Source organism: Reinekea forsetii (genome assembly GCF_002795845.1).
GTDB lineage: Bacteria > Pseudomonadota > Gammaproteobacteria > Pseudomonadales > Natronospirillaceae > Reinekea > Reinekea forsetii.
Window position 1 is genome coordinate 2,774,193 of the sequence record NZ_CP011797.1, and the last position, 18,392, is coordinate 2,792,584.

Here is an 18,392-nt window from a genome sequence, read left to right on the forward strand (position 1 = left end):
CACCCTACCAATACACGGTTCTGCTCGGGCAGCTCAGTGATGAGCTTTAGCATCGCCTTATTGCTGTTTGCCGTGGCGTCCACCGGCACACCCGGACCCAACAACCTGATGATCCTGTCTTCCGGCTTAAACTTTGGCGTGCAACGCTCTATACCCCATTGGTTGGGCATTATTTCCGGGGTGCCGGTGATGATGCTGGTCCTCGGTCTCGGTTTGGACCGCATTTTTGCGCAATGGCCGATGTCTTACACCCTGATCAAAATTATTGGCGCGACCTATCTGCTCTATCTGGCGGCCAAAATTGCCCTAACCCGAGTCTCCGGAGATACTCGCACAACGGCCAAACCCCTGACCTATATCCAGGGTGTCCTCTTCCAGTGGGTCAATCCCAAGGCCTGGGTTATGAGCATTGGTGCCATCGCCGCCTTCACTGTGGACGATGTGGCGCTGTTGCCGCAGGTCTTGACCATCGCCATCACCTTTATGCTGGCCGGCCTGGTCTGCGTCGGCAGTTGGTTATTCGCCGGCAGTGCGCTCCAACGGCTGCTCAAAAACGACCGTCAACAGCGCATTTTCAATGTCACCATGGGCTTGATTCTGGCCGTCTCGATTATTCCGATGATGGCGGTGTCGTTCATCTGATGTCGACCCAGTGGCCAATGCTCGGTTCAGGGCGGCAATCAGGTCACATTGTTAATACGAACAATGGCATCAGTAGTCAATTCCCCCTGCGCGGGCTTAGTGCAAAAGCTATTTTCTGTTAGACTCCTCCGCCGTCTATACTAGGCCCGCCTAGTTTGCTATCGAACCCCTTACCGCCGGAGTGAGCCTTCACCATGAATCGCCTGTTTGTTAACAATCTCACCGTCATCGATTTCAGTTACTTTCACCCGCAACGCGGCGTGGTCGGCGAAAGCTGGATCGTCGATGTCGAGCTGGTCGGTGAACTCAACGACGAAGGTATGGTGTTCGACTTTGGCCATGTGAAAAAAATGCTCAAGGCGGCGCTCGATAGTGGCATGGACCATACGCTAGTAGTGCCGGAGCACCTGCCTGGCCTGACTATTGAGACGCTCGCGGACGGCAATCAGATACACATTGAGTATCGTCGACCCGACGGCGAGCTCGCCTTTGTTTACCAGAGCCCTCGTGAGGCGGTATTTATTGTCGACAGCGATAAGGTGACCATCGACTCGGCCCGACCGTTGCTGGAATCCCATCTCAATACCCTAGTCCCCGCCAATGTGCGTCAGGTATCGCTGCAATTGCGCACTGAGGAGATTGCGGGTGATTTTTATCACTACTCGCATGGCCTTAAGAAGCATCAGGGCGATTGCCAACGCATTTGCCACGGTCATCGCTCGCGGATCGAGATCTATCGCAACCATAAGCGTGATATAGAGAGTGAACAGGAATGGGCCAAACGCTTTGCCGATATCTACTTGGTAACGGCCGAAGACCAGATGCCATCTAGCCATAGGCATCTGCAACACATCGGCTATGACGCCGAGCAGGGCCGCTTTGATGTCTGGTTGAATCCCGACCAGTGTTACCTGATGGCCACGGACAGTACCGTTGAGCTGATCGCCAGCCATATTGCCAATGCCCTGCAGCAGGAAGCGCCAGAGGATCACTGGCGCGTTAAGGCATTCGAGGGTGTGCAGAAGGGTGCCATCGCGTCGAACCACTAAGATGCCGTTAGCCTGACCCGTTCGCCCGAGGTATACTGCGCGCTGATTACCTCCATCGATGGAAAGCACATGTCCCTGGTATTACAGAACAGTATGACCGGCAAAAAGGAAGCCTTTTCACCCCTCGACGCCGAGCAGGTCACCATGTATGTCTGTGGCCCCACCGTTTACAACTATATCCATATCGGCAACGGCCGCTCGGCCGTGGTCTACGATCTATTGTTTCGCACCCTACAGCAGCTCTACCCCAAGGTGGTGTATGCGCGCAACTTTACCGATGTCGATGACAAGATCAATGCCGCGGCTGCGGCCCAGGGCGTTGATATCTCCGTGATCACCGAGCGCTTTATTAGCGCCTATGATGAAGACATGGTGGCCCTGGGCAACCTGGTGCCGACCATCGTGCCCAAGGCAACCGAACACATCAGTGAAATCATCACCACGATCAACACCTTGATCGAGCGCGGACATGCCTATGCGGCAGAGGGCCACGCCCTGTTTGCGGTCGATTCATTGGCCGACTATGGCAAGTTGTCGAAGCGCAACACCGACGATATGATTGCCGGTGCACGCGTCGACATCGCCAATTACAAACGCAATCCGATGGATTTTGTGCTCTGGAAGCCGTCAATCGATGACCAACCCGGTTGGCCCAGCCCCTGGGGCCGCGGACGACCAGGCTGGCACATCGAATGCACCGCGATGATCCACAAGCATCTGGGTGAGACCATCGATATCCACGGCGGCGGCACCGACCTGCTCTTTCCGCATCATGAAAACGAACTCGCCCAGGGGGTCTGCTGCACCGATCAACCCGGTGCCTATGCCCGCTACTGGGTGCACAATGCGATGCTCGATATCGAAGGCGAGAAGATGTCCAAATCCTTGGGCAACTTTATTGTGTTGCGCGATCTATTGGCCCAGCAGCCGCATGAACTGGTGCGGGTGGCGCTCTTATCGGCCCATTATCGATCCAATATGAACTGGTCTGAACAACTGCTGCATCAAAGCCGTTCCTTGCTCGATCGGCTATACACCATCAAGCGCGACAGTGCCGAGCTTGGTTCAGCACCCATCGCCGATCTGATGGCCCTGCCGTTTATGCAGATGTTGCTCGATGACCTCAATACGCCGAAGGCCTTTGCCGTCTTACACGAGCTGACCAATCGATTTTTCAAAACCGATGACCTCGGCGAGCGCGCCCAACTGAAGGCGGAGATCTTTGCCATTACCGACTTCCTCAATATAGCGCAGCTGGACGCAGACACCTGGTTCCAGGGTCAGACGGCAGAGGGCGATATCAGTGCCGAGCAAGTTGAAGCGCTGATTGCGGCCCGCCAGACCGCCAAAAAACAACGTGATTTTGCCGGTGCCGACGCCATTCGCGCGCAACTGGCCGACCGCGGCGTGCTGATTAACGATACCCGCGAAGGCACACTTTGGTCGCGCGAGTCTTAACGGTGAAATGGCTGCTGATCGGCGTGGTGCAGTTTTATCGATGGGTGATCAGCCCATTGCTTGGACCACGCTGTCGTTATTACCCGAGTTGTTCAGAGTACGCATTGATTGCCCTCCACCATCACGGCGCTTGGCGTGGTGCTTGGTTGAGTGCCAAACGAATAGCCCGCTGCCATCCCGGCAGCGCAGGCGGTCTAGACCCGGTTCCCGGGGTACCGCTTAAAACCTATGATGAACCGAAGGATCGCCCTGATGTTGATTGATAAACAGTTATTAAACCTTTTAGTCTGCCCGGTGACCAAAACCCCCTTACAGCTCGACCGGGACAAGCAAGAACTGGTGTCTACGGCGGCAAAGCTGGCCTACCCAGTACGCGAAGGCATACCGGTCATGCTTGAAGATGAGGCGCGGGCGATCAGTCAAGATGAGTTTGAATATTGGCATGCGAAAAAGTAAGCGACCCGACGGGCCCGGATCGGGCCCTCGGTAGAGCGTTACCAGGCTAAGTTTAGCCCGCTCGGTCTGGCGCCTGAACTTCCGGTTCGTGCTTAATATGCAGAGTCTGGGTGGGAAAGGCGAATTCGGCCTGGTTGCGTGCGACGATCTCGATCACCTTAAACATCACGTCCTGCTTAATGGCGTGAAACTCGATCCAGTCGGTGGTCTTGGTAAAGGTATAGATAAAGAAGTTAATCGATGAGGCCGCAAAGGCGTCGACGTTCACGATCATAGTCTGGTCGTTATCGATATCCTTATGTTCGATCAGCATCTGCTTCACATCACTCACCACTTGCGCCACTTTCGAGGCATCGTCATAGCGCAGGCCAACGGTTTCCTTAATGCGCCGACACAGCATGCGGGAGGGGTTTTCTACAGAAATATTGGCAAAGGTGGCATTGGGTACATAGAGCGGGCGCTTGTCGAAGGTGCGGATGCGCGTCAGGCGCCAGCCAATATTCTCCACCGTACCCTCTATTTCTTTGTCGGGAGAGCGCACCCAATCGCCGACTTTAAAGGGTTGATCCAGATATATCATCAGACCGCCAAAAAAATTCGCCAGCAGATCTTTGGCCGCGAAGCCGACGGCGATACCGCCGATGCCGCCAAACGCCAATACCCCCGAGACACTGAAGCCGAGGGTCTGCAAGACAACCAACGAGGTAGTGATGATGATCGACAACCGCATCAGCTTGCCCAGCGCCGAAGCGGTAGTGGCATCCATGGGATTCACCAGTACGCCGGGCATCTGCACCGTTAGCTCACCCTGGTGGATAAAGCGCACGGCAAACCAGGCCAACAAGACAATAAAAGACACTTCTCGGATCGGTTCGATAATGTCAAAAATGGCCTCGTTGGAGACGTCTTTGACAACATCGGCGGCCAGCAACATGCCGAATATCCAGATAAAGAAGCGTACCGGCTTGCGCGCCGTCTCAACAACCATATCGTCGAAATGGACTGACGTCTGCACGCTTGCCGATGACAACCGGTCAAATAACTTTCGCACAAAATAATTTGCAAACAGCGTTAACAACACGATCACAAAAACCTGTACTATCCAGCTAAATTCAGCGCTTACGGCGAGCCAACGTTCCAGTTCGGCCATAGCACTGGTAAAAAAATCCATTATTCCCACTCCCAACTAGGTGATTTTATGTATCTAATGATCAAAAACCTGCATATGACATTGGCGATGTTATCCATTCTGGGCTTTATCATCCGGGGCCCGCTGGCCATTCGACAACATGCCATTATGCAACAGAAATTGCTGCGCATCTTACCACATATAGTCGACACTTTTTTACTGCTAGCAGCCATCTACCTGGCGTGGACATTGAGCCTGCATCCGTTCAATAGCGGCTGGATATTGGCCAAGGTCATCGGCTTGGTGGTTTATATTGGTCTATGCACCCTGGTGATCAAGCGTCGGGGCTCCATCATGCAGCAATGGCTTACCTATGGCGCGGCAATCGCAGTGTTTGGCTATATTATTGCCGTTGCCATCAGCAAAAACCCATGGTTAGTCGGCTAGGGTTCGAGTTAGGGCTCTGCGGGTTTGACTGGGCTGGGCGTTTTGCGCGCCATGCCCGGAATGTGCAGCAGGGCTGTGGCGATCCAAAAATAGGCGGCGGCGGAGGCGATCAGTATCAATAGGTTGGTCGGTAGACCGACATCGTCGAGCAGAAAAAACAATCCAATTTGCACCGCATAGCCGCTGCATAATGCACACCAACGGCCCAATAGCGAAAGCCCATAGGCAAAATACCAACAGACCAGTGGAATGAAAACAGCCGCTACATAGATCTGCAACGGTTCTAGAATGGCAATGACGACAGCAGGTTCAATCATAGGGCGATATTAACTGCGCCGACACGCCCATCACAAGCAATACTCTTGTCAATTATGTGACCTTATTCCCAAAACACGCAGAACCTGTCCAGCGGGGTGCCTCTATGGCTTGATCTAAGCCACATGCTATTGACTGGTCACTCGACTGTGCCCGCAGCGTTGACAGACAGATCGGGTGACCAGTTTGCCCTGTTGGCTATCAAAGCGGGTGCTGGTATCGGTGGCCCAACGATGGTGGCCATTGAGGCACAGGCTCTTACCGGCCGCGGCCTTTTTCTTGCTGGCTTTGCGAAACGCATCCAGTGAACGTATATCGGCCATCGGTCTGTTCCCTGCTCGGGTTAGGTGATCTACTGCGATTGGCTTATCAGCTTCGCTTAGGTCATCTAGTTTACAAAAAAAAGCGCTCTTGGGTTGGTGGAATTTTTCAGGTGGGTATAATGAGCCGCTTTACGATAATCATTGGTCGTCCCCTATGTTAGATGCAAAATCCCTTGAACTGCTCCAGTCCCTGAAAACCGACATAACAGCCAGTAAGCCGGTCTTGCAAGGCTTGATCAAGGGCACCGGTAAATCCTTTGGCTTTGTAACCTGCCCCAATGGTGACGAATACTTTGTGCCGCCCGATGATATGGCCAAGGTCTTACCCGGGGATGAGGTGACCTTTACCGTGACTGAGCTGGCCGACGGTAAGACCCGCGCGGAGCTGGAAAGCCTGGTGGCCTCATCGATCGACGAATTCTGTGGCATCTATCATGTGCGCGGCAAGGCGCAGGGCGTGGAACCCTTTAATTCAGCCTTCTCCGGTTGGTTATTTGTACCCCCTAAGCAAACCTTAGAAGCCGGTAACAATGAAATGGTCGTTGCCAAACTGCGCCGCCACCCGTGGGAGACCGGTAAGGCGCAAGCCGAGATTATCCGCCTGTTGGGCAGTGCCGATAACAATCGCTCCTGGTACAGCTTGGCGATCCAGGAACATCGTTTAGAAGAGACCTTCTCTGCCCCTGAATTGGCCGAAGCCGAGGCTCTATGTCAGGGCCAGCTAGCGCCGCAGAGCGACTATGTCGATCTCACCGATCGGCCCTTCGTCACCATCGATTCAGCCTCGACCCAAGATATGGACGATGCGCTGCATGCTCAGAGCACTGGTGACGGTTGGCTCTTATCGGTGGCTATCGCCGATGCCTCGCTCTTTGTCACGCCCGGCTCGCTGCTCGATCTGGCCGCCCGGCGGCGTTTGAGCACCACCTATTTGCCCGGCCTGACCCTGCCCATGGTGCCCGAGGTGCTGGCCAACGGTGCCATGTCGTTGCAGCCGGATTGCCAACGTCCGGCCTTGGTGTTTGAACTGAGTATCGCGGCCGATGGTGCCGTTACCGACCTGCGAGTTCAGACGGCGCATGTGCGCAGTCGTGGCAAGCTCAGCTATGCCGATGTCGCGCTCTGGTTGACCGACACTAACCTGTTACCGGCAGACTACCAGCAATTGCTGCCCTTGCAACAGGCTACCTCGGCGATGGCCGGTTGGCGTCGACAGCATGGTAACCCGATGCAAGATCGCCCGGATTACCGTGTGCGGGTCGATAATGACTTCAGAGTAACCGCTGTTGATAAGGAAACACGTGATGTGGCGCGCGAGATTGTGGAAGAGTCCATGATTGCCACCAATGCGTCGGTCGCCAACTGGCTTAAGGCCGACTCGGCGCTGTTTATGACGCACCGCGGCTTCAAACCCGATCGTGAAACCGAGTTGAAGGGCCTATTGCGCGATACCGTCGCGGAAGTGGCCAACCTCAACGGCCACGACCTGACGGACTTCCGCACCATAATGGCGGCGGCGGCTGGCTTGGCCGACTTCCCCCTCTTAACCGTGCTGCAGAAACGCTTCGACCGGGGCGCCTGGTCGAACAGTGCTGCGGCCCACTTTGGCCTGGGATTGGAGCAATACACCACCGTCACCTCGCCGATTCGTAAATACAGCGACCTGACCACCCATCGACTGATTAAAGCCAAGCTGTTAAACCAGCCGCTGCAGATTGCAGAGGATCTGGTCAGCGACCTCAATGAGCGCGGCAATATACCGCGTCAAGTGGGCAATCTGATCGAAAATAAACTGCGTTTGCAGTGGTTAGCGCAACAGCCCGACCAGGTCTGGCATGCCACCGTCGTGCATGTCACCGCCATCGGCCTTATTGCCCAGCTCGATGACAATGGCGCCTCCGGCCTAATCGATATGCGCCGCAAAAAGGATGACTATAGCCATGATGCCTTGCGCATGGTGCTCAAGTTTGCCGATCATACCTATCAGTTAGGCGAGGCGTTGCAGGTTAGGGTCGCCCGGATCGAAGACGATAAGATGATGCTCGCGTTGGTCTAATGCCTGCAAGGCAAGGCCGTCTATCCAAATCCCGAACCCCGTTGGGTAAGGGATTAAATTTAACCAACTGGATCAAACTCCGGGCAGGTCTTCAAAACCCGAACTCGTTAATACGCTTCCCTTTGTTCGATTCATATGGCTCATCCGGTAATCCTTTACGGACCTGTTACGGGCATATACCTAGTCCTACTGCATTACTAGATAGGCGAAATCTCGCTCACTGCCTGAACATAATAAGCATTAATACGCCTATTAGGCTCGGCCCTCAAACCAACATGCGCTAACAGCCCGTTATGGCGGTGCCAAATAAATAAACCGGTTAGGCACGGTATTTGCGTTCCTAGATTGATCCTTTGGTTGGCTGCTTGACAATAAGTTTCCAATTCCAAAACGCTCACCAGATCAAAATAATAAAAAATTTGGAGAAACAACAATGAAATTCAATGCAAAAATCGCCGTTGCAGGCGTGGTGTTAGCTTCTTTTACCGCTGTGAACGTTGCAGCGACAGAATGGAATGTGTCAGTTTGGGGCAAAAGAAGAGCCTTTACCGAGCATGTTGAAAAGCTAGCGGAGCTGGTTTCTGCTAAGACCAACGGTGAGTTCACCCTGAACGTCTCTTACGGCACTTTATCCAAAAACACTGAAAACCTCGATGGCATTTCATTTGGTGCGTTTGAAATGGCGCAATTCTGCGCGGGGTACCACCCTGATAAAAACCCAAGCATTACAGTGCTCGAGTTGCCGTTTATGGGTGTTGGTTCTCTTGAAGAAGAAATTGCCGTTTCTCAAGCCATATACAACCATCCTGCCGTTGTGAAGGACTTAGCTCGCTGGAACGCGAAATTGCTGATGCCGTCACCATTACCACAGTACAACATTGTCGGTGTCGGTGAAGCCCCCTCTAAAGTCGCCGACTTCGCAGGTATGCGTGTTCGCGCTACCGGTGGTATTGGTGAAGCTTTGAAAACGGTTGGTGCCGTACCAACGTCGATGTCGGCTACCGAAGTTCGTCAAGCACTTGATTCTGGTGTGATCAATGCAGTGTCCTTTGCTCCCCATGCTCACATGTCTTTCGGTACGGTTGAAGCAGCCAAATGGTGGACCACCAACCTGAACCCCGGCACCGTTAACTGCCCGGTTGTGGTCAATACCGATGCCTTCGCCAACCTAAGTGCTGAGCACAAAGAAGCCTTGTCAAGTTCGGTCGATGAGGCATTGGCCTACTATGTGGACTACTACAACAACCAGACCATGGCAGCATGGGGACCAAAACTTACAGAGCGCGGCATTGAGTCTGTAACCTTTTCAGCTGCTGAACTTGCGTCGTTTAAAGAGCAAGCAGCGGGCCCAGTCCATTCTGCTTGGATCACTAAAATGAATGACCGTGGTCTTCCTGCACAGGAACTCTATGACCTAGTGCTTTCCACTCTCGCAAAGTAATATTCGCTAAGAACTTGGCGAAAAGAACTTGGCGAAAAGAACTTTTCTAACCAGCTACTGCCCTGCAGTAGTTGTTTAGAACTTCAGCTAAACATCAAAATATATTACCCATAAAACGACAGCACTCTGGCAAAATTTTTGTGAGCGCTGCGGTTTTATAGGTTTTTTTGGGAGTTACTATGTCGTCTTCGATCATTCGTGAAGATTCCACTCGTCTGAGTAAATTTGACCAACAGCTTTTTAAACTGGAAAGTTGGTTTTCACTTATTGGTGGGATCACAATTTCAATGTTAGTCGCGTTGGCAATTGCTAATTCGCTCGGTCGATGGTTGTTTAATTTACCGGTAACAGGATACATCGATTGGGTTGAGCAATTCATGGCCGTCTTTGCATTTATCGGCATTGCCTATTGCCAACGCTTAGGTGGCCACATACGCATGGATATTCTATTGAGTTTAATGAAAGGGCGCGCCCTGTGGGTGGCTGAGTGGGCCTCAACCTTGTTTATGTTACTCATTACCGCAGTTCTGGTGTATGGCAGTTACTTCCATTTCTACCGGGCATTTACCAATGGCGACAGCTCTATGGATATTGGCATACCGATATGGCCGGCAAAATTATTGGTGCCAGTCGCCTTGTCCTTTTTGATGCTGCGCCTTTTGCTTCAGTTGTGGGCCTACTCGCGGGCTATCCTGTTAGGGTCGGAACAACCAGTGGGCGTGCCCTTTATTGAAGATGCTGCGACGCAAGCAAATAGAGAGGCAGAAAGTTTAGGCGCTGCTTCGGAATACGACAAAGAATCGCAGGAGCAATCATGATTGAATTTATGAGTACGGCGGAGCCGCTCCAAATTGGTGTAATTGTATCGTTTGTAATGTTGATTTTTGTTTTAATTGGTGTGCGTGTAGCCTTTGCAACCGCCGGTGCCGGATTTTTAGGCTTGGTGTGGATTTTTTCGGCTAAGATGGGTTTTGAGAAAGGCTTTATTGTTGCTGTAAAGATGGCCGGTACCATACCCCATTCAAAGGCCACCACCTTGTCCCTTTCGCTTATCCCGACCTTTATCCTCATTGGCTATCTGGCCTATCATGCGGGCTTAACCAAAGCCTTATTCGAAGCGGCGAAACGTTGGGTTGGCTGGCTGCCGGGTGGCCTCGGCGTGGCGACGGTGTTTTCTACTGCCGGTTTCGCCGCTGTATCCGGGGCCTCGGTCGCGACCTCCGCCGTGTTTGCCCGCGTCGCCATTCCTGAAATGCTCAAGATGGGCTATGACAAGCGCTTTGCGGCTGGCGTTGTTGCCGCCGGCGGTACATTAGCCTCCTTGATTCCACCGTCAGCCATTTTAGTGATATATGCAATTATCGTTGAGCAGGATGTCGGCACCTTGCTAATGGCGGGTTTCATTCCCGGAATCGTTTCGGCATTTATTTACGGTGGCCTGGTGGTTTTCCTCGCACTGATGAACAAGGATTTGGGACCACCGGTGCGCGGCTTCACTTGGAAGCAACGCTTTGAGTCGATACCCGGAACTCTACCCATTTTCTTTGTGATTTTTATCATCATGGTTTGTATTTACGGGGGTGTTGGCACGCCTACCGAGGCGGGTGCCTTGGGTGCCGGCGTGATTATGGCCATGGCATTTTATAAGGGTATGCGTTGGAGCACCTTAAAAGACGCGCTTATGGAATCGTCTAAGTTAACGGTGATGATCTTCACCATGATTTGGGGCGTTCTACTTTATGTACGGTTTTTAGGCTTTGCTGACTTACCCAATGCCTTCTCGGCCTGGATTGCGGGTATCGACCAAAGCCCCTACATAACATTACTGTTTATTCTATTGGCCTATGCCGTACTCGGCATGTTTATGGATGCCATCGGTATGCTACTGCTCACGTTGCCAGTCGTGTACCCAGCTATCATCGCCTTAAATGGTGGACCGCTAGTGACCGCAGCGGATTCAGCCTTTGGCGTCTCCTCTACCGGCTGCGCTATATGGTTCGGGATTATTGTCGTAAAGATGGCCGAGTTGTGTTTGATAACACCGCCCATTGGTTTGAACTGCTTTGTCGTGGCTGGGGTCCGAAAAGACATTTCGGTTCAGGATGTATTTCGCGGTGTCACCCCCTTTTTCGCCGCAGACGTGCTCACCATTGCAGTTTTAATAGCCGTGCCGAGCATTGTGCTTTGGTTGCCGTCGATGATGTAGTCGCAAACTAAGCGCCTCGGGATGGGGCGTTTAGGTGGTTCCCACGGCTGCGTAGTGACCATTCGATAAGCTTAAAGTCGTCTTTTAATCGCACTAATTTGGCAAATATTCTTCACGCCTGAGCCCATACTTTTGCATCTTTTGGTTCAACGTCCTTCTCGGCAAATCGAGGACATCCATTACCGTCTTTATATTACCCTCATGAAGCTTGAGCTCAGCGTCGATAAGCATCTTTTCGACATGCTCTAATCGGGCACTCAGCGAAGCCTCAGACATTAACGTATTCGACCCCGACAGCTCGGGTTGGCTAACCTGCAACAGTTCTTGCACCGATACGTCATCAATGTGGTGAATTAGCATATAGCGCTCGGCCGTGTTTTTGAGTTCTCTAATATTACCCGGCCAGCTATAGGTTTCCAAAACCAGTCCCTCTTCAACAGATATTTCCGGGCATACCAAACCATTGAAATTGGCCGCCTTGGTTAGGAAGTGTTTAAACAACATTACAATATCTTCCTTACGGTCGCGCAGCGGCGGGATCTTAATTTCGGACACCAACAGACGATAATAGAGGTCTTCCCTAAAGTCGCCTTCTTGCACGGCCAGCTTCAAGTCTTTTTTGGTGGCTGCCACGATGCGCACATCGATCCTTTTCGGAGTATGTGACCCTATGCGCACAACCTCTCGCTCTTGCAACACCCGCAATATCTTTACTTGGAAGTACATAGGCATGCTTTCAATCTCATCGAGCAACAGGGTGCCGCCATGAGCGTATTCAAACTTGCCCGAGTGGCTCTTAGTGGCCCCCGTAAAGGCACCCACCTCGTAACCAAACAACTCGGATTCAATTAGGTTTTCAGGGATCGCCGACACATTGATGGGCACGAAAGCATGTTCGCGTCGAACGCTGTATTCATGCAAGCACTGCGCGACTAACTCTTTACCGGAGCCGGTCTCGCCGCTAATAACGACATCTGAATTTACCTTTGCGAGCGCTAGTATGCGTTTTCGTAATCTTATCACCGCGGCAGACTGACCAATTATTTTTGATTCAATGCCATTCAAATCATAAGCACTAACTTCGGTTTTCTTGTTCGCCAAATAGTGCTGCCGCTGCTTGCAAGCCGTTTTTATCATATCGACCAGACGCTCGGGATTATAAGGTTTTTCGACGAAATCGTAGGCGCCCGCCTTCATGGCTTCTACGGCGAGGGTAATACCGCCATGGCCCGTTATTAGGATAAACGGTATGTTCTTAGATGCCCGTTTCAAAAACTCCATGCCATCCATAGCCGGCATACGCACATCGCTAACAATAACACCCGGATAATCCTTTGGAATATCTATCAACGCAGCGTGTGCGCTGGCATAGGTTTTAACCTCTATATCGGCCAGACTTAGCCACTGCTCCAATGATTCACGAATGGCTGGATCGTCATCGACAACCATTACATGGTACATGTTTGGATTATTTTTCAACTCTATTCCCCAGCAATTTACTTGCGACTTCGGTGGTATCGGTGGTATCGGTGGTATCGAATACGAAACTTTCAGTCGTGTTATTTTTCACGTTTATAGATGAAGATAAGAGGTCAATATTAAATAATGAGCCATTTCCAACCTGGCTTGATACGGTAAGCTTGCCACCCATATCGGTCACAAGACTGTAGCTAATAGCAAGACCCAGGCCCAGCCCTTCACCCATGTCCTTCGTTGAATAAAAGGGCTCAAATATGTGCGGCAGGTCGTCTGGATTCAATCCTTGACCGGTATCTTCGATACTTAAGCGAAGACCAGATCCATGCCTAGAACGTATATATATTTCTCGAACCGTCTTACTTATCACCGCGTCGAGAGCATTGCTAACCAGGTTGACAACTACCTGTTCGAGCATCATCGAATTACCTTGAGCCTCGTCAAACTCACCGATGTCTATTTCGACCTTTACCTTCAGTTGCTCCGTTTTTGTTTTCAAAACGTCTAGTGCGTATTGAACAACCGGTAGTATCCGTATTGTCGATAGGCCGGTATTACGTTTACCAGAGACCATTCGCAGCTGTCGACTGATATAGGAGAGGCGCTCGATCAGACCCTTTATTTTGGTCAAATTTATCGCTACTTTCTCATGATCGTTACGATGCAACAACAATTCACTACTTGCGGCATAACTGGATAAGGCGGTAATGGGTTGGTTTATTTCGTGCGCAATGGCAGAAGACATACGGCCCAGAGACGCCAGCCTCTGTGACTGGTTGAGTTCATTTTCCGCTTGGCGAAGCTCTTCAGTTCGAGAAATAACCCGCTGTTCCAGTGCATCATTACTCTTTAATAAATTTAACTGTGCAGATTTCAGCTCGCTCACGTCGTGAATAGTGACGAGGTATTCGTGCTCACCGGTGGTTCCGATTGCGCTGGTTGAGACGAGAATGGGTACCTTGGTGCCGTCTGTACGCAAACCAGTGGCATCGGTTGGCCTGACTGTGGCGTGTATCCCACGCCAGGGCGAAATCAACAATTGAATATCGGGCAATGAATCATCTTCTAGTCGAAAAAGCAACTTCGCCTGAGGATTGATGAAGGTTGTAATGCCGTCGTTGCGCAATACAATAAGGCCCGCATCGGTATTTTCGATGATCGCGCGCTGATGTTCCTCGCTTTGCTGAATCAGCTGGCTAATGTGTTTCTGGGTTTGAGCGCTTTTAATACGTTCACGAACCCAAAGTCCCGAAATTATCATGAACACATAAAGCGAAAATAGGTATATTTTTTTCAAGTTTATGGCTTTTGTGAACTCTGCCTTTGAATAGAGCCAGCTAATCTTCCAACCCAAACCCTGAATATCCTGTTGAAACAAAATGTGCTCGGACTCACCTTTCAATTCAACCGAGGAATATTTGGAATTATCGTCTTTTATTGCAAACAGCTCGATTTCCTCGGTACCGTATTGTTTGGTTTCCGCTACCAATTTTTGGTCTTTCAGGCTTAACGGCCGCAGACCCAGGTATTGCCATCGAGCATCATAGGATAAAAATACAATGCCAAGTTCGTCGGAAAGCCAAACCTTTTCTCCCGACTGCACCCAACTATTTTCCAGCGCTGCCAAGGATATTTTCACAACAATAACACCGGTAACGACGCCATCAACATACACGGCTTCAGCAAGAAAAAGCCCCGCTTTCCCGCTCGTCGCCCCTACTGCAAAATAGACCCCAAGGCCGCCTTCGATTGCAATTTTAAAGTAGGGTCTGAAGGCGTAGTTTTGATTAACAAAGCTGGTATTCGAAAGATAATTAGACGACCCAATGGTCAGGCCATCCTTATTCATCAAGAATATCTCGTCAGATCCTGCTCTATCATTTGTTTGGCTTAACAGTGGAGAGCTTTCACTTACAGCGGACCCCTCTGTTAATGCATGCAAAATTCTTGGATCCGTTGACAGCACTGCGGGTAAAAATTCGTATTGTTCAATACTGGTTAACAACGAGTTTTGATAAACAGATAATCGTTGACTTGCTTGTTCTTGCAGCTTGTCGGTTTCACTTGCGCGGAATTTTTTATCGAACATTGCCAATAGAAATAGAAAAACGGCTAAACTTAACAGCAAAGTGACCAGTAGTCTTGAGTTGTAGCCACCATTCAGATTTCGATTCGCCACGGTACCCTCGATTTGCGGTGGGTGATTCATTCGTTTTGAATGCTTTAAAACAGACATTTTTGTTATTATTTCGGCCTTTCCCTGACTATAACAAACCCTCTTAAGACCTGGCAGTCCTCTTTTAGTTTTATCCCCTCATATTAGGTACTATCTGATCAACGGGTGTGCTGAAACCTGGATAAGAAAGCTTTTTGTACACCCATTGACGAACATAAATGCGACTGCACTGCTATTCGCAGTGCGGATAGTGCCGCATGGAGGGCCTAACGCAAATCACCAACCATATGATAAACACCGGTCAAAAAGTCGCGTCCCAGCAGGCTGCTGCGTCCATCGGACCACCCAACGCTGTCATCAGGGAGCAAGTCATTGTCCTTAAATGGCATTTCAATGGTATAGGCTAAACATCTAAAGTGGTTGCCAACCCAATGGGTTGCGACGGTTGGGTTCGCCTTACCCGGCGCGCCTCTGCCGTATCCGCGTTCATCTTGGAACTCAGGGGTAATGGCGATCATGATGGCTTTGAATTTGTCCTCTAGTGCTTTATGGCGGGCGTCGTAAGCCACGACACCTTCACAACCGGCGACAAAGTTAACCGGTAATGCCTCATCTCCATGCACGTCCAGGAACATGTCGACCCCGGTCTGGAGCATTTTCTCACGCACCAAGAAGACTTCCGGGCTCCGCTCCATGCTCGGCTCTAACCATTCTCGGTTCAAGTTCGCGCCAACGGCATTGGTCCGCAGATGACCCCGGACGCTGCCGTCTGGATTCATATTGGGCACAATATAGAACACCGCCTGGTCTATTAGAGCCCGGGCGACTCCATCATTCTCATTTAACAAGCGGTCTACCAAACCTTCCACAAACCATTCGGCCATGGTTTCGCCCGGGTGTTGCCGTGCCGTAATCCAAACGACGCGTTTACCTTCACCGTCTGTGCCTACTTTTAATAGGCTCATGTCACGGCCATCGAGCGTTTGGCCGAGTACATGCAATTGGCAATCGGGGTGCATTTGGGCGCTGTGAATCAGATCTTGATGGCGCTCATAGCTGTAGGGTGCAAAGTAGGCAAAATAGACCGAGTCGTATTCTGGTGTTAAACGCATGGTGAGTTTTTCACCATCAAACTGGGTCGGCACCCGAAACCAATGTTCACGGTCGTAAGAGGCGACGGCTTGATAATCGACCCAACCCTGAACATAGGCCGATTTACCGGCATTTATTAAATGAATAACATGCTCTTGCGCGTCATCCGGCCGGACCGGATCGGTTTGTAATTTAAAATGAAACCATTGGAAAAATTCTGATTGATGATCGTGCTTTATTTCCAGCTGGATATTGCCGGCATCGGATGCATCAATAACACGGATGTTGCCGCTGTCGAAGTTATCAGTAATATGCATAATTAAGTGTCTTCGCTTGATTGGCAATAGGCCAATGGAGAATGTATAGGGTGGTTAGGCCACTCGGACATCGGAGTACTTCGCGGACGGAAATAGTGCTGTACGACGATCGTCAGTGGGCCCCTTGCTGAACAAGATTGCATAGATTAACCCCTCGTGGCAAGCACAGCGATCGCCGAACCTCTTAACGCTGCCCGCCGAGCTCCCCGTGGGCCTCTAAGCAACCCAAAGAGGCTTTCACCACCCCTTGCCTTGCCTGCCTTGACAGACGCAGCTTGCTGCCTAGGGTGGTTAGAACGCCGCCAACAACAGCGTGACATTGTGGCGCATCATGGCCAAGTAGGTTGAGGCCGGCTCATTGGCTGCGGACAGGGCACCAGAGTAGAGCTTGCCGCCCAGCCTAACGTCGGTTTCACTGGCGATCTGTTGCATTAAGCGATCGTCACTGATGTTTTCGATAAAGAGTGCACCAATGCCCTGCTCGCGAATCTGGCGAATTAATTGGGCAATATCTCGCGCAGAGGGCTGGGCTTCGGTACTAATGCGTTGCGGCGAGAAAAATTCAAAGCCATAGGCCTGGGCCAGATAGGCGAAGGCATCGTGAGAGGTAATGACCCGCCTTTGACCCTCGGGAATGGCTGCGACCCGGCCCGACAGTTCAAGGTCTAGAGCATCGATCTCTGCCAGGTAGCGCACCAGATTACGCTGATAGTGGTCTGCATGCGCTGGATCGACGTCGATCAAGGCTTGGGCTATGTTGCTGACGTATTGGCGACCATTGCTCAGACTGTGCCAGGCATGGGGATCGAGATCGCCGTCGCCATGATCGGCGTGATCGGCGTGCCCTTCATGGTGAATGGCCTCGATCCCGTCCGATGCCACCAACTTGCGCCCCTTGAAGCCGGAAGACTGTTCCAGCCGACCGAGCCAACCCTCAAAACCCAGGCCATTGGTGACCAGTAGATCCGCTTCGCTGACGTGCTTAGCGTCTATCGGTCGAATCTGGTATACGTGGGCATCGCTGTTCAACCCGACCAACGTGGTCAGCTCAATGGCGTCGCCGGCAATCTGTTCGACCATATCGGCCAGCACACTAAAGGTGGCAACGACCTTGATTTTATCGGCTGCGACGGAGAAGAGCGGTAATGTCAGGCCCATTAGCAGTAAGATAAACGACTTTCGGCGAGATGATGCGGAAATAGAAGAATGCATGGGCTAAGATAGGCCTTCTAAGTAGTATGGTTAGTGTGCAATGATATATCATATCATTTAATTAACCAACTCTTCTGCCATGAACCATCCGCCCTAACGCGACTGAAGTGAGAGCTATCATGACCACCCTAAAAGCCGCGACGATACGAGCCGACGATGCGTCCGACAAGGCCGGTGTTAAGCTGACCCCCAAGCGCCGTAACGTCTTCACCCTGTTGCTGGCCTCCGATACCCCGCTCTCAGCCTATGAGCTGGCCGAGCAGTGCAAGGAACAGTTTGGTCAGTCGATACCGCCTATGTCGATCTATCGGATGCTCGATTTCTTGACCGAAAATAATCTGGCTCACAAGCTGGCCTCGGCCAATAAGTTTGTCTCCTGCGCGCACAGCACCTGCAATCATACACACCAGGTGCCACAGTTTTTGCTTTGTGAGCAGTGTCATCAGGTCAAGGAGATTGGCATACAGAAGGAAATCTTTGCCGCGCTAAAGATCAGTGTTGAGCAGGCCGGCTTTGTTTTGACGCAATCGCAGTTGGAATTGAAATGCCTGTGCACCGACTGTGCCCAGGCCATTGCCCAATAGCGCCTACTAGAAC

18 protein-coding genes are annotated in these 18,392 nt (G+C 51.4%); 11 read left to right on the forward strand and 7 right to left on the reverse strand.

What is annotated here, in order from left to right:
* Positions 1-39: 39 nt before the first annotated feature.
* The 5 genes from REIFOR_RS12695 (at position 40) to REIFOR_RS12715 (ending at position 3,605) form a co-directional block, all read left to right on the forward strand.
* Entirely contained in the window at positions 40-642 is a 603-nt protein-coding gene (locus REIFOR_RS12695; RefSeq protein ID WP_100257918.1) for a LysE family translocator, read from the forward strand.
* A 194-nt stretch (positions 643-836) separates the two neighbouring features.
* Positions 837-1,691, forward strand: a complete 855-nt coding sequence (locus REIFOR_RS12700; protein ID WP_100257919.1) for a 6-carboxytetrahydropterin synthase — start codon at positions 837-839, stop codon at positions 1,689-1,691.
* Positions 1,692-1,760: 69 nt separating this feature from the next.
* The gene (gene cysS / locus REIFOR_RS12705; RefSeq protein ID WP_100257920.1) at positions 1,761-3,149 is read left to right on the forward strand and encodes a cysteine--tRNA ligase; all 1,389 of its coding nucleotides are present in this window, start codon (positions 1,761-1,763) and stop codon (positions 3,147-3,149) included.
* A 2-nt stretch (positions 3,150-3,151) separates the two neighbouring features.
* On the forward strand, positions 3,152-3,412 hold the full coding sequence (yidD, locus tag REIFOR_RS12710; RefSeq protein WP_100257921.1) for a membrane protein insertion efficiency factor YidD: 261 nt from the start codon (positions 3,152-3,154) through the stop codon (positions 3,410-3,412).
* Positions 3,402-3,605, forward strand: a complete 204-nt coding sequence (locus REIFOR_RS12715) for a Trm112 family protein (RefSeq protein ID WP_405124662.1) — start codon at positions 3,402-3,404, stop codon at positions 3,603-3,605. Before yidD ends, REIFOR_RS12715 begins: the two co-directional genes overlap by 11 nt.
* A gap of 52 nt (positions 3,606-3,657) precedes the next feature.
* Here REIFOR_RS12715 and REIFOR_RS12720 read toward each other — a convergent pair whose 3' ends face one another.
* The gene (locus REIFOR_RS12720) at positions 3,658-4,776 is read right to left on the reverse strand and encodes a mechanosensitive ion channel family protein (RefSeq protein ID WP_227003683.1); all 1,119 of its coding nucleotides are present in this window, start codon (positions 4,774-4,776) and stop codon (positions 3,658-3,660) included.
* A gap of 27 nt (positions 4,777-4,803) precedes the next feature.
* Here REIFOR_RS12720 and REIFOR_RS12725 point away from each other — a divergent pair, with 27 nt between their 5' ends.
* Positions 4,804-5,181, forward strand: coding sequence for a SirB2 family protein (locus REIFOR_RS12725; RefSeq protein WP_100257922.1), 378 nt, complete (start codon positions 4,804-4,806; stop codon positions 5,179-5,181).
* 8 nt (positions 5,182-5,189) lie between these two features.
* Here REIFOR_RS12725 and REIFOR_RS12730 read toward each other — a convergent pair whose 3' ends face one another.
* Together REIFOR_RS12730 and REIFOR_RS12735 are read right to left on the reverse strand one after the other, a co-directional pair.
* Positions 5,190-5,498, reverse strand: a complete 309-nt coding sequence (locus REIFOR_RS12730) for a hypothetical protein (RefSeq protein WP_100257923.1) — start codon at positions 5,496-5,498, stop codon at positions 5,190-5,192.
* A 126-nt stretch (positions 5,499-5,624) separates the two neighbouring features.
* On the reverse strand, positions 5,625-5,819 hold the full coding sequence (locus tag REIFOR_RS12735; protein ID WP_100257924.1) for a hypothetical protein: 195 nt from the start codon (positions 5,817-5,819) through the stop codon (positions 5,625-5,627).
* Between the two features lie 154 nt (positions 5,820-5,973).
* On the opposite strand from REIFOR_RS12735, the gene REIFOR_RS12740 reads away from it, so the two are divergent.
* The 4 genes from REIFOR_RS12740 to REIFOR_RS12755 all read left to right on the forward strand — a co-directional run bounded on the left by REIFOR_RS12740 (position 5,974) and on the right by REIFOR_RS12755 (position 11,522).
* A complete protein-coding gene (locus REIFOR_RS12740; protein WP_100257925.1) occupies positions 5,974-7,875 on the forward strand; it encodes a VacB/RNase II family 3'-5' exoribonuclease in 1,902 nt (633 codons plus the stop codon).
* A gap of 433 nt (positions 7,876-8,308) precedes the next feature.
* Positions 8,309-9,316, forward strand: coding sequence for a C4-dicarboxylate TRAP transporter substrate-binding protein (locus REIFOR_RS12745; RefSeq protein WP_100257926.1), 1,008 nt, complete (start codon positions 8,309-8,311; stop codon positions 9,314-9,316).
* A 179-nt stretch (positions 9,317-9,495) separates the two neighbouring features.
* Complete coding sequence (locus REIFOR_RS12750; protein WP_100257927.1) at positions 9,496-10,134, forward strand: TRAP transporter small permease subunit; 639 nt, start codon at positions 9,496-9,498, stop codon at positions 10,132-10,134.
* Entirely contained in the window at positions 10,131-11,522 is a 1,392-nt protein-coding gene (locus tag REIFOR_RS12755) for a TRAP transporter large permease (protein ID WP_193437300.1), read from the forward strand. The genes REIFOR_RS12750 and REIFOR_RS12755 overlap by 4 nt, the downstream gene beginning before the upstream one ends.
* A 93-nt stretch (positions 11,523-11,615) precedes the next feature.
* Here REIFOR_RS12755 and REIFOR_RS12760 read toward each other — a convergent pair whose 3' ends face one another.
* The 4 genes from REIFOR_RS12760 to REIFOR_RS12775 form a co-directional block, all read right to left on the reverse strand.
* The gene (locus tag REIFOR_RS12760) at positions 11,616-13,001 is read right to left on the reverse strand and encodes a sigma-54-dependent transcriptional regulator (protein WP_227003684.1); all 1,386 of its coding nucleotides are present in this window, start codon (positions 12,999-13,001) and stop codon (positions 11,616-11,618) included.
* Entirely contained in the window at positions 12,991-15,207 is a 2,217-nt protein-coding gene (locus tag REIFOR_RS12765) for an ATP-binding protein (protein WP_158524380.1), read from the reverse strand. Before REIFOR_RS12765 ends, REIFOR_RS12760 begins: the two co-directional genes overlap by 11 nt.
* A gap of 233 nt (positions 15,208-15,440) precedes the next feature.
* Positions 15,441-16,583: a M14 family metallopeptidase gene (locus REIFOR_RS12770; RefSeq protein WP_100257930.1), complete on the reverse strand. Its 1,143-nt coding sequence runs from the start codon at positions 16,581-16,583 to the stop codon at positions 15,441-15,443.
* A gap of 291 nt (positions 16,584-16,874) precedes the next feature.
* Positions 16,875-17,795: a metal ABC transporter substrate-binding protein gene (locus tag REIFOR_RS12775; protein ID WP_100257931.1), complete on the reverse strand. Its 921-nt coding sequence runs from the start codon at positions 17,793-17,795 to the stop codon at positions 16,875-16,877.
* A gap of 119 nt (positions 17,796-17,914) precedes the next feature.
* On the opposite strand from REIFOR_RS12775, the gene REIFOR_RS12780 reads away from it, so the two are divergent.
* Complete coding sequence (locus tag REIFOR_RS12780; RefSeq protein WP_100257932.1) at positions 17,915-18,379, forward strand: Fur family transcriptional regulator; 465 nt, start codon at positions 17,915-17,917, stop codon at positions 18,377-18,379.
* Positions 18,380-18,392: the final 13 nt, after the last annotated feature.

Bases quoted from the DNA above. Each gene is read 5' to 3' on its own strand.
- REIFOR_RS12695 (WP_100257918.1), top strand. From the start codon at position 40: ATGAGCTTTAGCATCGCCTTATTGCTGTTTGCCGTGGCGTCCACCGGC.
- REIFOR_RS12700 (WP_100257919.1), top strand. From the start codon at position 837: ATGAATCGCCTGTTTGTTAACAATCTCACCGTCATCGATTTCAGTTAC.
- cysS (WP_100257920.1), top strand. From the start codon at position 1,761: ATGTCCCTGGTATTACAGAACAGTATGACCGGCAAAAAGGAAGCCTTT.
- REIFOR_RS12715 (WP_405124662.1), top strand. From the start codon at position 3,402: ATGTTGATTGATAAACAGTTATTAAACCTTTTAGTCTGCCCGGTGACC.
- REIFOR_RS12720 (WP_227003683.1), bottom strand. From the start codon at position 4,776: ATGGATTTTTTTACCAGTGCTATGGCCGAACTGGAACGTTGGCTCGCC.
- REIFOR_RS12725 (WP_100257922.1), top strand. From the start codon at position 4,804: ATGTATCTAATGATCAAAAACCTGCATATGACATTGGCGATGTTATCC.
- REIFOR_RS12730 (WP_100257923.1), bottom strand. From the start codon at position 5,498: ATGATTGAACCTGCTGTCGTCATTGCCATTCTAGAACCGTTGCAGATC.
- REIFOR_RS12735 (WP_100257924.1), bottom strand. From the start codon at position 5,819: ATGGCCGATATACGTTCACTGGATGCGTTTCGCAAAGCCAGCAAGAAA.
- REIFOR_RS12740 (WP_100257925.1), top strand. From the start codon at position 5,974: ATGTTAGATGCAAAATCCCTTGAACTGCTCCAGTCCCTGAAAACCGAC.
- REIFOR_RS12745 (WP_100257926.1), top strand. From the start codon at position 8,309: ATGAAATTCAATGCAAAAATCGCCGTTGCAGGCGTGGTGTTAGCTTCT.
- REIFOR_RS12750 (WP_100257927.1), top strand. From the start codon at position 9,496: ATGTCGTCTTCGATCATTCGTGAAGATTCCACTCGTCTGAGTAAATTT.
- REIFOR_RS12755 (WP_193437300.1), top strand. From the start codon at position 10,131: ATGATTGAATTTATGAGTACGGCGGAGCCGCTCCAAATTGGTGTAATT.
- REIFOR_RS12765 (WP_158524380.1), bottom strand. From the start codon at position 15,207: ATGAATCACCCACCGCAAATCGAGGGTACCGTGGCGAATCGAAATCTG.
- REIFOR_RS12770 (WP_100257930.1), bottom strand. From the start codon at position 16,583: ATGCATATTACTGATAACTTCGACAGCGGCAACATCCGTGTTATTGAT.
- REIFOR_RS12775 (WP_100257931.1), bottom strand. From the start codon at position 17,795: ATGCATTCTTCTATTTCCGCATCATCTCGCCGAAAGTCGTTTATCTTA.
- REIFOR_RS12780 (WP_100257932.1), top strand. From the start codon at position 17,915: ATGACCACCCTAAAAGCCGCGACGATACGAGCCGACGATGCGTCCGAC.